Origin of the sequence: Pseudomonas sp. GL-R-26 (assembly GCF_019947365.1) — a bacterium.
Lineage (GTDB): Bacteria > Pseudomonadota > Gammaproteobacteria > Pseudomonadales > Pseudomonadaceae > Aquipseudomonas.
Genome location: NZ_JAGYGI010000006.1, coordinates 198,113 through 210,588, shown reverse-complemented (window position 1 = coordinate 210,588; position 12,476 = coordinate 198,113). Strand labels below are relative to the sequence as shown.

The 12,476-nt window shown below is 61.6% G+C and carries 11 protein-coding genes; 8 read left to right on the top strand and 3 right to left on the bottom strand.

The annotated features are described in order from the left end of the window. Positions 1-27: 27 nt before the first annotated feature. From KGA96_RS09155 to KGA96_RS09145, 3 genes are all read right to left on the bottom strand, one after another. Positions 28-1,098 carry an isopenicillin N synthase family dioxygenase gene (locus KGA96_RS09155; protein ID WP_046043204.1) on the bottom strand — a complete coding sequence of 357 codons (1,071 nt, stop codon included), beginning with the start codon at positions 1,096-1,098 and terminating at the stop codon, positions 28-30. 14 nt (positions 1,099-1,112) lie between these two features. After that, positions 1,113-1,964: a sugar phosphate isomerase/epimerase family protein gene (locus tag KGA96_RS09150; RefSeq protein ID WP_046043203.1), complete on the bottom strand. Its 852-nt coding sequence runs from the start codon at positions 1,962-1,964 to the stop codon at positions 1,113-1,115. Between the two features lie 370 nt (positions 1,965-2,334). After that, positions 2,335-2,604 (bottom strand): hypothetical protein, encoded by a 270-nt coding sequence (locus tag KGA96_RS09145; RefSeq protein WP_046043202.1) that lies wholly within the window; start codon positions 2,602-2,604, stop codon positions 2,335-2,337. A gap of 179 nt (positions 2,605-2,783) precedes the next feature. Here KGA96_RS09145 and KGA96_RS09140 point away from each other — a divergent pair, with 179 nt between their 5' ends. The 8 genes from KGA96_RS09140 to KGA96_RS09105 all read left to right on the top strand — a co-directional run bounded on the left by KGA96_RS09140 (position 2,784) and on the right by KGA96_RS09105 (position 12,402). Then, positions 2,784-3,557, top strand: coding sequence for a ParA family protein (locus KGA96_RS09140; RefSeq protein ID WP_046043201.1), 774 nt, complete (start codon positions 2,784-2,786; stop codon positions 3,555-3,557). 401 nt (positions 3,558-3,958) lie between these two features. Next, positions 3,959-4,141 (top strand): hypothetical protein, encoded by a 183-nt coding sequence (locus KGA96_RS09135; protein ID WP_223465788.1) that lies wholly within the window; start codon positions 3,959-3,961, stop codon positions 4,139-4,141. 25 nt (positions 4,142-4,166) lie between these two features. After that, positions 4,167-5,396 carry a Zn-dependent hydrolase gene (locus KGA96_RS09130; RefSeq protein WP_223512517.1) on the top strand — a complete coding sequence of 410 codons (1,230 nt, stop codon included), beginning with the start codon at positions 4,167-4,169 and terminating at the stop codon, positions 5,394-5,396. Positions 5,397-5,547: 151 nt separating this feature from the next. After that, positions 5,548-6,573: a histone deacetylase family protein gene (locus KGA96_RS09125; RefSeq protein ID WP_223512516.1), complete on the top strand. Its 1,026-nt coding sequence runs from the start codon at positions 5,548-5,550 to the stop codon at positions 6,571-6,573. Positions 6,574-6,817: 244 nt separating this feature from the next. Beyond that, complete coding sequence (locus KGA96_RS09120; RefSeq protein ID WP_223512514.1) at positions 6,818-8,722, top strand: sigma-54-dependent Fis family transcriptional regulator; 1,905 nt, start codon at positions 6,818-6,820, stop codon at positions 8,720-8,722. Beyond that, positions 8,722-10,440, top strand: coding sequence for an ABC transporter ATP-binding protein (locus KGA96_RS09115; protein WP_046043196.1), 1,719 nt, complete (start codon positions 8,722-8,724; stop codon positions 10,438-10,440). The genes KGA96_RS09120 and KGA96_RS09115 overlap by 1 nt, the downstream gene beginning before the upstream one ends. Next, positions 10,430-11,107: a S8 family serine peptidase gene (locus KGA96_RS09110; protein WP_223512500.1), complete on the top strand. Its 678-nt coding sequence runs from the start codon at positions 10,430-10,432 to the stop codon at positions 11,105-11,107. Before KGA96_RS09115 ends, KGA96_RS09110 begins: the two co-directional genes overlap by 11 nt. Continuing rightward, positions 11,104-12,402, top strand: a complete 1,299-nt coding sequence (locus KGA96_RS09105) for an NAD(P)/FAD-dependent oxidoreductase (protein WP_223512497.1) — start codon at positions 11,104-11,106, stop codon at positions 12,400-12,402. The genes KGA96_RS09110 and KGA96_RS09105 overlap by 4 nt, the downstream gene beginning before the upstream one ends. The last annotated feature ends 74 nt before the right edge of the window (positions 12,403-12,476 follow it).

Sequence of the window (12,476 nt, the reverse complement as noted above, 5' to 3'; positions counted from 1 at the left end):
AGGTAGGGGTTTAGCTGAAAACTTCAATCAGGACGGTTGAGCCTGATTTTTCAAATGTCCGAAACTGGCGGGCTTTCGTGCCTTGCCTGGCAGTTGAACTTCCCCGTTGGCCACCCTCTGGCGCAGATACTGATAGGTCTGCAACGCCTGGCCATACATGTGTTCGCCGATGGTGATTTCTTCGTAGTCGTTGCCTGCCTGGGCGAATCCGGGCAGCGGTCTGATCTGGGTGTGATAGTCGCAGGCATAAAACAGCGGGAAGGAATAACGCTCCTCCTTCACGCTGCGCACCCGGTGCGCGGTGGCAACGAAAGCGCCTGCCGTCATCACCTCCAGCATGTCGCCGATGTTGACGACAAAGGCATCGGCAATCGGTGGTGCATCGATCCATTGGCCAAGATTGTTCATCACCTCAAGGCCCGGTTTGTCGGCCAAAAGAATGGTGAAGCACTCGTAATCAGTATGGGCTCCAAGACCTGGTGCGTCATGGGCTGCGCCGTCGAAGGGATAGTGGATAAGGCGCAGCTTGGACGGTGGACGGGTAACCAGGCTGTCGAAGTAGTTTTCTTCCAGGCCCAGGGTCAGGGCAAAGCCGCCGAACAGGCGCCGGCCCAAGGCGAAGATGGCTTCATAGTAGGCCTGCACCGACGCCTTGAAACCTTGCAGCTGCGGCCAGTCGTTGGGCCCCAGCAATGGGGTGTTGGCCAGCACCAGCGGGTCATCGGCCGGGACTTCGAAACCGACGTCGAAGGCTTCCTTGTGGTCCGGCTTGCCCTTGGAATAGACCTCTTCGCCTTCGGGCACAAAGCCCTTGTGGGTTTGCGAGGTGCCAATGTAGTGGCGCATCTTGGCGTCCAGCGGCTGGTCGAAAAAGTCCTTGGCAGCCTTGCGCAGGTTGGCGATCAGTTGCGGGTCGATACCGTGATCGGTGATATAGAGGAACCCGACCTCGCTGGCAGCGCGCCCCAATTGTTCGGCAACGGCCAGGCGGTGTTCCAGTTCAAAGCTGAACAGACCGGCGATGTTGACCACCGGGATGCTGTTGAAGTTGGCTTTGTGTGAGTCAGTGCTTGCGCTGTTGTTTTTGTTGTCAGGCATGACGCATCGGCTCCCTAAGGATGGCTTGAGTGGCTGAAACGCTCGAAGTGTTCACGCTCGGTCTGGCCCATCCACACGTTCAACGACCACAGGTCGGCGACCGGGACATTGGTGAAGGGCAAGTGATGCAGGTAGCCGTCGGCGCCGAATTCCGGGGTCAAGGTGCTGACCTGGTAACCGCGGGCTTGCTGCGAGCGCCAGATGCTTTCCCAGTGCTGCTGGTGGAAGGCCAGCTCCCTTGCATATTCGGGAGCCGCCGGGTGCGGAACCTGCGGTCCCTGGTCATAACCGACCCTGGCCTGGATATGGTGAACCCGCTCGATGAAAGCGCTCAGGTCATCGGCCGGGTCATTCAACAGGCGCTCGCAGGTCACCACCCAATGGCTGATGTCACTGGTAAACAGCAGCTCGGGCAGTTGCCGGATCAACTCCAGGGTCACCCAGGGGTTGAACAGCGAACGCGAGCGGTGGATTTCGAAACTGCAGACCTGGCCGTGCTTGCGCGCCAGTTCCAGCGCATGGCCAAAAAACTCTACTTGCTGTGGCAAGGACCAGCGGTCATTGCCCGCCAGCACGTTGACGAAGCGTGGGCCGAGTTCGGCGGCCCAGGCGAGTTTCTGGTCGAGGTCATTGAGGTGGACGGCAGGGGTTGCCGACTGATCCGGCAGCACGTCGTACGCGGTGAAGACCGTGCTGATATAGCCCAGGCGATTGGCCTGGAGAAAGGCGGCGAACTCGGCCCGTTCACGGGTGTCCAGTGGCAGGCGTGCTTCCATGCCATCAAAGCCCGCTTGCAGCAACTCCTCGAGCGCCTGAGCCTTGCTGGCGGTGTAGCCCCACAGCGTGCGAAAAATTTCCAGCTTCATCGGTGATCCTCAAAAATCCCAGGGCCTGCTGCAAAAGCACTTCGACGGCGCCAGGCTGCCAAGAGGCTGGTTCGCTGTGGAGCCGATGTTAGGCACAGGCCGCAGACTGAAAGAATCCGAAAGTTCAAATGAATACTTCAGACTTTCATTAACAAATAGCTAGCTACTTATAGTGCTGCAAAGGAGGGATTTTATCGGCGAGAACGTGTCTACGTTGGCTATTAGCGAGAGATGCCATTGTTACGGCATCATTTTGAAGAGTCCCAAGCGACACCAAGCCGCTGAGGGTTGGCATTTGCTCGATTCTGCTGAAAAGACGGTCCTTCCAGACTGACCGGATTCAACCGGTCGCTGCCGACGAAGTTCCAGGCTACTTGCCATTCCTGGCATGCGCTACCTTCGCTCGAATGCCATCAAGATATTGGGACCTCAGCTCTGTCGTTAACGGCCCAAGGATGGGGTTTGCTTTGAACCGGGCCAACAGATGCTCAATCACCCGATCTACCTTGGCGTAGGCAGCGGTGACGCTTGAAGGTACCAGCGGATCAAACTGAATCCCTTCCATCTCGATATCGAGTCGTTTCAACACGGGTTGTGCGTCCAGGATCTGGTGGCGTATTTCATCCAGTGAACATTGCATTGTCGACCTCCTTGTAATGCCATAAGTACAGACACGCCTATCGTTAACTGCATGTCGGATGGCGCAGTCAGGGAATGGCAGTTGCTGTCTTAAAAATGAAACAAAATTGTCGCGTAGAAATATTACTGAAATGTTTCAATCCTATGATCGAGGGAGATCTTTTTCAGGTTACCTCCCCCATGCGTCGAGCTGTGTTCAATCAAAAAGGAGGCGTTGGAAAATCAAGCATCGCCTGCAATCTCGCGGCTGTCAGTGCTGCCGAAGGCTACAGGACGCTACTGGTGGATCTCGATCCCCAGGCTAACTCGACCCAATACCTGACCGGACTGACAGGCGATGATATCCCCATGGGGATCGCCGATTTTTTCAAGCAAACTTTATCCAGTGGCCCGGCCAGCAAAAAGAATCGGGTGGCCATCACGGATACTCGCTACGACAATCTGCACCTGGTCACGGCCAGCCACGAGCTTGCCGATCTGCAGCCAAAGCTTGAGTCAAAATTCAAGATCAATAAGCTGCGCCGCTTGTTGGTGGAGCTTTCCGAAGATTACGAACGCATTTATATCGATACTCCGCCGTCCTTGAATTTCTATACCTTCAGCGCACTGATCGCCGCCGACCGCGTGCTGATTCCATTCGATTGCGACAGCTTTTCCCGTCAGGCGCTCTATAGCGTCATCGCCGAAGTGGCCGAGTTGCAGGCTGACCATAATGAGTCGTTGATCGTGGAAGGAGTGGTGGTCAACCAGTTTGTGGCACGTGCCAGCGTGCACCAGATGCTGATCGACGAATTGGTGGCCGAGGGCTTGCCCGTGTTACCGGATTATTTGAGCAGCACGGTCAAAATGCGTGAGTCCCATGAAGCGTCGGTGCCCATGATCCATTTGGCGCCACACCATAAGCTTTCATTGGAATTCGTCAGCCTGTTTTCCGCTTTGGAAAGAGCCGGTTAATCCGTGCGCTGAACATAAAATTGCAATCGAAAGGCCAGTACGATAACTCGCGCGCAATCGCTAGCTTCTGCTTTGAATCAACACCTGTTTTCCTGGCCGCCTTTGGGGCGGCCTTTTTTTGCCAGCGTTTTTTGGACGCCGCATTTGCAGTTTTTGCATTTCGTCCCCGGCTTGTCGAAGTTCACAAGTGGCTGCTGCTCTCAATTATAAGCTGTATTAATACTTCGAATAATAAATAGAAAATTGACTAATCATGGTCCCGGAACGAAAAATCATCCCCAGACCGGCGCCGCCAGAGCTCCGTGGATTTTCCGTTTCTCTCCTGCCAGAAAAATAACCAAAGGAGTCCCCCATGAAGCCTCCCGCTTCGTCCCAGCCGCGCCGTGCTGGTGTTCGGCGCGTTGTTTTTTCCCTCCGATGACAAACTGTTCAGCACCATGGCCGCTTTCGGCACGTTCGCCGTGGGTGGCGAGTGGGGCGGGGCGGTGTTCTACAGCCTGATCGCCGCGACTTCGCTGCTGTGTGTGCTGTCCCTTGCCCGTCGCCATGCCAGCGCCGAACGCGTGGAACTGGCCAAGGCCTGATCCCTGAATTTTCCTGGAGAAACTCATGTTGAAGATCAATGGCGAACGCCTCTGGGCGAGCCTGATGGCGATGGCCGAAATCGGCGCCACTGCCCGTGGCGGCAGCTGCCGCCTGGCCCTGAGCGATGAGGACAAGGCCGGTCGTGAACTCTTTGCCCACTGGTGCCGCGAAGCCGGCATGACCCTGAGCGTGGATGCCATTGGCAACCTGTTCGCCCGCCGCGCCGGTACTGATCCCGACGCTGCGCCGGTGATGATGGGCAGCCACCTCGACACCCAGCCCGAAGGCGGGCGGTTCGATGGCGTGTACGGCGTGCTTGCCGGCCTGGAAGTGGTGCGATGCTTGAATGATCTGGGCATCCAGACCCGCAAGCCGCTGGAAGTGGCGGTGTGGACCAACGAAGAAGGCGTACGCTTCACCCCGGCGATGTTCGGCTCGGCGGTGTTCACCGGCATCATGGCGCTGGACGCCGCGCTGGCGGTGCGCGACATCGATGGCGTCAGCGTCGCCGAGGCGCTGCAACGCACCGGCTATGCCGGCGAGCGCCCGCTGGGCGGCGCGGTGGATGCGTACTTTGAAGCCCACATCGAACAAGGGCCGATCCTCGAAGACAACGCCAAGAGCATCGGCGTCGTCAGCGGCGGCCAGGCGATTCGCTGGCTCGACGTACGGGTAGAAGGCATGGCGGCTCACGCTGGCACCACGCCTATGCCCCTGCGCAAGGACGCCTTGTACGGCGTGGCGCAGATGATCCAGGCCATCGAAGGCCTGGCGGCGGACTTCGCCCCCGAAGGCCTGACCACGGTCGGCGAGTTGAGCATCAACAAGTCGTCGCGCAACACCATTCCGGGGCTGGTGAACTTCACCGTCGACCTGCGTCATCACCGCGATGAAACCATCGAGGCGATGGAGCAACAGGTCCGTACGCGGCTGCAGGCGATAGCCGACGCTCGCGGTTTGAACCTGGCGATCACCCCGCACTGGATCAGCCCGGCGACGCCGTTCGACGCGGACTGCGTGGCGGCGGTGCAACAGGCCGTGGATGCGCTGGGCTACGCTCAACAGTCGATTGTCAGCGGCGCCGGACATGACGCGATCCACCTGGCGCGGTACTGCCCGACGGCCATGGTGTTCATCCCGTGCGTGGGTGGCCTGAGCCACAACGAAGCCGAAGACGTGTTGCCCGAAGATGTGCGGCAGGGCACCGATGTGTTGCTCAACGCGGTGTTGGCTCGAGCCGGGAAAGCCGACTAAACACAATCCCTGTAGGAGCGAGCCTGCTCGCGATAGCGGTGGATCAGTCGCCATCAATGTTGAATGTGCCGACCTCATCGCGAGCAGGCTCGCTCTTACAGAGGGATGTGTCCGGTTTCAAGATTTTCGTTAACTGACAGGTATTCATTCCATGCGCAGTTTTTTCCACCCAGAACAATTACTCCACCATCCCCGCAGTTACTACTCCCGTGGCCAGATGCGTACGCCGCAGGAAGTGCCTGAGCGCGCACAGCGCCTGGTGCAGGCGTCTCACGCGTTGGGGTTTACCGTCGAGCAACCGGCCGATGCCGGGCTCGATCCGCTGCTGGCGGTGCACGGTGCGCCGTACCTCACGTTTTTGCAGGAAGCCCATCAGCGCTGGAAAGAGATTCCCGAGGATTGGGGCGACGAGGTGATGTCTAACATCTTCGTCCGCGAGCCCAATGCCCTGCGCGGGATTCTCGCGCAGGCGGCGCGCTATCTGGCCGACGGCAGTTGCCCGGTGGGCGAGCAGACCTGGCGTTCGGCCTACTGGTCGGCGCAAAGCGCCATCGCCGGGGCCCGGGCGTTGCTCGATGGCGAGCCGGCAGCCTATGCCCTGTGCCGTCCACCGGGTCACCACGCCCGAGCGGAAGCGGCGGGTGGTTTCTGTTATGTGAACAATGCGGCGGTGGCGGCGCAGGTATTGCGCGGCGGTTTTTCGCGGGTGGCGGTGCTGGATACTGACATGCACCACGGCCAGGGGATTCAGGAGATTTTCTACGACCGCGATGACGTGCTTTACGTGTCGGTGCACGGCGATCCGACCAACTTCTATCCGGGCGTCGCAGGTTTCGCCGATGAGCGCGGTGTCGGGGCGGGGGAGGGTTTCAACCTCAACCTGCCGATGGCCCATGGCGCGAGCGAGGCGGATTTTCTCGAGCAATTGGATGTAGCGCTGAAGGCGGTGAAGGACTTTCGCGCCGAGGTGCTGGTGTTGTCCCTGGGCTTCGATATTTTCGAACTGGACCCGCAAAGCAAGGTGGCGGTGAGCCGCGAAGGGTTTGCCGTGCTCGGGGAGCGGATTCGCAGCCTGGGGTTGCCGTGCCTGATTGTGCAGGAGGGCGGGTATCACCTGGAGAGTCTGGAGGATAATGCGCGAGCGTTTTTTGTGAGCCCTGAGGTTTGGCAGCTCTGAGATCTTGGGTGTCTGGAAGATCGCTTTCGCGGGCAAGCCCGCTCCCACAGGTTTCGCGTCGTCCACAAATCTGCGGTTCTACTCGGACACTGTGGGAGCGGGCTTGCTCGCGAAGAACGATAACGTGGTCTACCTGACGGAACACAAGCGCCCTACGGCACTTGCCATAGCCCTTACGTTAACGTAAAGATTGCTCCAGGGCGCCGACGTATGAAGGCGCAGGGTGGATGACCCGGAGCGCTTGATGACGCCAATAAAAACAAACTCCCCCAAACTGCATCGCGAAGCCCGGCTGGCCCGGGAAAAGCTGCACCTGGAAGGCGAAGTGCCGGATGGCGTCCTGCGAGCGGAAATCGATGCCTCGTGGCGGCGCAGCCTGAGCCATGGCGTGCATTTCAATGCCAAGCATGAGTTGGCGCTGGAATCGAGTGCCAGCCTCGACGTGTTGCTGGCCAGCAACCGTTTGCTGATCGACGCCGCGCTACCAGCGATCGATTACCTGGCCGAGCGTCAGGGCAAGGAGGGGCTGATCATCCTCGCCAACTCCGACGCCACTATCCTCGCCGTCGAAGGCCGCGCCGACCGTCTCAAGGGCAGTGGCTTGCAGGACATCACCCTCGGCGCCTGCTGGAGCGAAGCGGTTCGCGGCACCAACGCCCTCGGCACGGCGCTGGTGGAAGCCCGGCCGACCCTGATCGATTGCGGCGAACATTATCTGGATCGCCTCAGTGATTTTTCCTGCACTTCGGTGCCGATCCATTGCCCCCAAGGCGACATTCTTGGCGTCCTCGACCTGACCCGCGAAGGCCCCCTCGGTCGCGCCCACGACAGCACCGCGCTGCTGGCCATGGCGGTCAGCCAGATCGAAAGCCGGGTGTTCAACGCCAGTTATCCGGACGAAATCGTCCTGGCGTTCCACAGCCGCAGGCAATACCTGGAGTCCCCGTGGCAAGGCCTGCTGGCCGTGAGCCTCGGCGGGCAGATCCTGGCGGTCAGCGCCCAGGCCTGCCAGTTGCTCCACGCCGAGCGCTCGGCCCTGGTCGGTCGGCGCTGCGAGGAGTTTCTCGGCGTCGACGGCCTGCAGTTGTTGGCGCGCCTGCATCAAGGTGGGGCTGGCAGCCTGCAAACCGCCAAGGGTGAATTCTTCTACAAAACCCTGCGCGCGCCGCAACGCTCGATCAATGTCAGCAGCCCGCCGCGCACTGCGGCGAAAACACCCAAGGCGCAACCGGATCTGGAAGCGCTGGCCGGCAGCAATACGCGCTACGCCCGTGCCTTGCGCATGGCCCGTCAAGGCCTGGCCAATGAGTTGCCGGTCTTGTTGCTGGGCGAAACCGGCACCGGTAAGGAGGTCATCGCCCGCGCCCTGCACATGGCCGGAACGCGCTGCGACAAACCCTTCGTGGCGGTGAACTGCGCGGCCATTCCCGAAGGCCTGATCGAGTCCGAACTGTTCGGCTACCGCGAAGGCGCGTTCACCGGTTCACGCCGGGGCGGCATGGTCGGGCGCTTGCAGCAGGCCCATGGAGGCACCTTGTTCCTTGATGAAATCGGCGACATGCCATTGGCCTTGCAGGCCCGGCTGTTGCGGGTGTTGCAGGATCGCAAGGTCGCGCCCCTGGGCGCAGGCGAAGAGCAGGACATCGACGTCGCGCTGATCTGCGCCACCCACCGCGACCTCAAGCGCCTGGTGGAAGAAAAACACTTTCGCGAGGACCTGTTCTACCGGGTCAACGGCATCAGCGTGATGCTCCCGGCCCTGCGCGAACGCGAGGATTTCGGCGCGCTGGTCAGTCGCATGCTGTCAACACTGGGCGCCCCCACCGTGGTCCTGCACGACGATCTCGATCGCTTGCTCAGCGGCTATCACTGGCCGGGCAACATCCGCCAACTGGAGATGGTCCTGCGCACCGCGCTGGCCATGCGCGAACCGGGCGAAACCGTGCTGACCCTCGATCACTTGCCCGACAGCATGCTCGACGAGTTGACCGCCAGCGAACGGCCCCAGGCCGGCAGCATCCGGGAAAACGAACTGGAGCTGATTCGTCAGTCCCTGGACACGCACCAGGGCAACGTCTCGGCCGCCGCCGACGCCCTGGGCATCAGCCGCGCGACGCTTTATCGCAAGCTCAAACAGTTGCGTTCGTGATGCAGCGCTTGATCGTTCGGCTGATCGACAGCCAGAACCCCGAGGCCCTGCAAGCATCGCTGCGCTGGCTGTACAGCTTCGTGCGACCCCATCGCCTGGCGATTGCCGGGCTGTTGGGTTTGTCGGTCTGCGCCTCGGCGCTGGTGCTGGTGCAGCCGTGGCTGACCAAACTGCTGATCGACGATGGCCTGTTGGCGCGCAACTTCCCGATGCTGGTGTTGATTGCCGGGCTGATGATCGTCGCGGGGTTGCTGGGGACGGCGCTCTCGGGCATCAACCGCTACCTGCACACGCGACTGTCCGGGCGCATGCTGTTTGCTCTGCGCGACGACCTGTACCGGCATTTGCAAACCCTGTCGCCGAGCTTTTACGGCCAGCGGCGCATCGGCGACCTGATGTCGCGCCTCGATGGCGACGTCGCGGAAATCCAGCGGTTTGCCGTGGACTCGCTGTTCTCGGCGGTGTCGAGTGTGATCGGCCTGGTGGTCGCCATCGCGATGCTGCTGACGCTGTCCTGGAAACTCTCGTTGCTGGCCCTGGTGCTGATTCCCCTCGATGTCCTCTGGCTGCGCTGGATGCGGCGCAAGGTCGAGCGCGATGTGCGGCAGTTGCGCGAGCGTTCGGCGGACATGTCGTCGTTCATGGTCGAGACGCTGCCGGTGATGAAATTCATCCAGTCCGCCGGTCAGCAACAGCGCGAAGCACGGCGCCTCGAGACGCTGGGGCAGGGCTACATGAGCCAGTTGCTGCGTCTGCAAGTCACCGAATTTTTCACCCAGGCCGTGCCCGGTACCCTGACCTCGCTGTCCCGGGCCTGCGCATTCTTGATCGGCGGTTACTGGGTGGTGCAGGGCACCTGGCAACTCGGCGCGCTGATTGCGTTTTCCACTTACCTGGGCATGGCCGTGGGGCCGGTGCAGAGCTTGCTCGGGCTCTACGTCGCCATTCAGCGGATGACCGTCAGCCTCGGCCGGGTCATGGAACTGCGAGGGGAACAACCGACCGTGTTGACGCCCGCCGCGCCACGGGCGATGCCCAATGGCGGCGATCTCTGGTTCGACAACGTGCACTTCGCCCATCCCGGCCGTCAGTCGACCCTGCGCGGCATCGAAGCGCGGATTCCCTACGGTATGAAAGTGGCCCTCAGTGGCGGCTCGGGCGTGGGTAAATCCACCCTGATCGACCTGCTGCAACGTCATCACGATCCGCAATCGGGCCGGGTACTGCTGGGCGACGTCGATCTGCGTGAACTGGACCTGTTCCAGTTGCGTCGGCGCATTGCCATCGTCAGCCAGGACATCGTGCTGTTTCGCGGCAGCCTCGCCGACAACCTGGCCTACGCGGTGCCGGATGCCAGCCGCGAGGCGATTGCCGACGTGGCGCGACTGGCGCAACTCGACAGTCTGATCGAGTCCTTGCCCGAAGGCCTCGACAGCCCGTTGGGCGAGCGGGGTCAGCAGTTGTCCGGAGGGCAGAAACAACGCATCGCGATTGCCCGGGCGCTGTTGCAGGACCCTTTGATCCTGGTGCTTGATGAAGCCACGTCCGCGGTGGATGAAGCCACCGAGCGCGAAGTCATCGACGCCATCGACCGCTTGTTCGCCGGGCGTACGCGGATCCTGATCAGCCATCGCCCCTCAACCCTGGCCGATGCCGATCTGCGCTTCGAATTGCTCGACGGCGTGCTGACCTCGAAAACGGTGCTGCATGAAACCTGAGTTACGCATTGGTGTGGTGGACAGCGGCCACTCGGCGGCACAACGGGTGCAAGTGATCGCCGGTCGGCGCTTTTCATTGCTTGAAGACGGCCTGGCCGAGGGCGACTTGCGCGACGACCCGCTGGGGCATGGCAGCGCGGTGATCGAGGCGATCGGCCGGCGTGCACCTTCGGCGCTATTTTGCGTGGCCCAGGTGTTCGACCAGCGGGGTGTCACCAGCGCCTTGCAGATCGCCACGGCGATTGACTGGCTGCTGACGCAGGACGTGCGACTGATCAATCTGAGCCTCGGCCTGCGCCAGGATCGCAGCCTGTTGCGCGCGGCCTGTGCGGCGGCGGTGGCACGGGGCGTGCTGCTGTGTGCGTCGAGCCCGGCCCAAGGGGAAGGGGTGTATCCGGCGAACTATCCGCAGGTGGTGCGGGTGACCGGCGATGCACGGTGCGCCGAGCAGGAATGGTCGTGGCTCAACAGCGCCCAGGCGGATTTCGCCGCCTGTGTGCATGGCACCTACCCGGGGCAATCCGGGGCGAGCCTCGGTTGTGCCGCGTTGAGCGGACACATCGCCGGGTTCTTCGCCGAACAGCCTGACGCCAGCAATGTGCAAGTCATCGAGTGGTTGCGCGAGCATGCCCGCTACCGTGGCCCTGAACGGCGACTCGGGCCATGACCGACATCGTCATTCTTGGCGCCGGACCGGCCGGCGCCGCCGTCGCACTGGGATTGCGGCGGCTGGGCCATGGCGTCACGCTGATCAGCGAATGGCGTCGGTTTGCCGCGTTCGAAGGCGTGTCGGTGCGGGTTCTGGAAGCCTTGCGCGGCGCGGGCCTGCACCAGGCTTTGGCGCAGGCGACGCTGCCCTCTCAACGCCAGGTGAGCTGGAATGGCAAGCACCATGCGCAGAACATCGAATACTTGCTCGACCGTCCGGTGTTTGACCGAGGCCTGCGTGAGGATTTGCGCCTGGCGGGGGTCGAGCTGATCGAAGGCCGGGTGCTGACGGTTCAGTCATCGGCCAATGGTCATCGAATCGAAATCGACGGGCGCGAACCGCTGCTCGCACCGTTTCTGGTGGAAGCCCGAGGACGTCAGGCCCCCGCTATCGGCAAGGGCTTGCGTGGACCCGAGACGGTCAGTTTGCTCAATCGCTGGCAGGGTTTGCCGGGCAGCACCGCCAGTGCCGTGGAAAGCCTCGAGGATGGCTGGGCATGGATGGCACGGCGCGCCGACGGCCAGTGTTACTGGCAATGGACGGTGGACGTGGCCAGCGCCGGGTTGCCGGGCAAGGCCATGTTGCTCGATTACTGCCGACAGCGGCGCCAGGGTTCGAAGCTGGCCACGGCTTTTTTTGCTGGCGAAGCGGAAGCTGATCTACAGCTGCACGCCCGCAGCAGCACGGCGATTCTGAGCCCGCAGGTGTGTGGCGAAAACTGGATTCGGGTCGGCGATGCGGCCATGGCGGTCGACCCGTTGTCGGGCAACGGGATTTTTCAGTCCTTGTCTTCGGCGTTGCAAGCGCCGGCAGTGATCAACACGCTGCTGTGCAAACCTGAGCGGGCGGCTCTTGCCCAGCGTTTCCACCAGCAGCGGTTGGAGCAATTGTTTTTGCGGTTTGCGCGGATCGGCCGGGATTTTTATGCCGATGAACAACGCTGGCTGGATCAGCCGTTCTGGCAGGCACGACGGAACTGGCCGGACGCCGAGGTGGCCCATGCCGAGGCGGATTTCAATGCGCTGAGGGTTGAGCGGGCGCCAGTGTTGCGTGACGGTTTTGTCGATGAGGCCGAGGTGGTGATCACTGCGGATCAGCCGCTGGGCATCTGGCATGTGCAAGGGGTTGAGGTGGCGGCGTTGGTGCAGAGGTTAAAGCAGGGAGAGCCGGCGGAGCAGGCGTTGGCCGGTTTGACGGTGGAGCAGGGGCGGATGGTTCGCAGCTGGTTGCTGGGTCAGGGTTTCAAACCCTGAGTGAAGAACCTCCGGAGCCGGCGAAAAGCCTGTTCTCCCAGCGCAAAGCATCGTAATTTACGCGCCATAACGAC

Bases quoted from the DNA above. Each gene is read 5' to 3' on its own strand.
- KGA96_RS09155 (WP_046043204.1), bottom strand. From the start codon at position 1,098: ATGCCTGACAACAAAAACAACAGCGCAAGCACTGACTCACACAAAGCC.
- KGA96_RS09150 (WP_046043203.1), bottom strand. From the start codon at position 1,964: ATGAAGCTGGAAATTTTTCGCACGCTGTGGGGCTACACCGCCAGCAAG.
- KGA96_RS09145 (WP_046043202.1), bottom strand. From the start codon at position 2,604: ATGCAATGTTCACTGGATGAAATACGCCACCAGATCCTGGACGCACAA.
- KGA96_RS09140 (WP_046043201.1), top strand. From the start codon at position 2,784: ATGCGTCGAGCTGTGTTCAATCAAAAAGGAGGCGTTGGAAAATCAAGC.
- KGA96_RS09130 (WP_223512517.1), top strand. From the start codon at position 4,167: ATGTTGAAGATCAATGGCGAACGCCTCTGGGCGAGCCTGATGGCGATG.
- KGA96_RS09125 (WP_223512516.1), top strand. From the start codon at position 5,548: ATGCGCAGTTTTTTCCACCCAGAACAATTACTCCACCATCCCCGCAGT.
- KGA96_RS09120 (WP_223512514.1), top strand. From the start codon at position 6,818: ATGACGCCAATAAAAACAAACTCCCCCAAACTGCATCGCGAAGCCCGG.
- KGA96_RS09115 (WP_046043196.1), top strand. From the start codon at position 8,722: ATGCAGCGCTTGATCGTTCGGCTGATCGACAGCCAGAACCCCGAGGCC.
- KGA96_RS09110 (WP_223512500.1), top strand. From the start codon at position 10,430: ATGAAACCTGAGTTACGCATTGGTGTGGTGGACAGCGGCCACTCGGCG.
- KGA96_RS09105 (WP_223512497.1), top strand. From the start codon at position 11,104: ATGACCGACATCGTCATTCTTGGCGCCGGACCGGCCGGCGCCGCCGTC.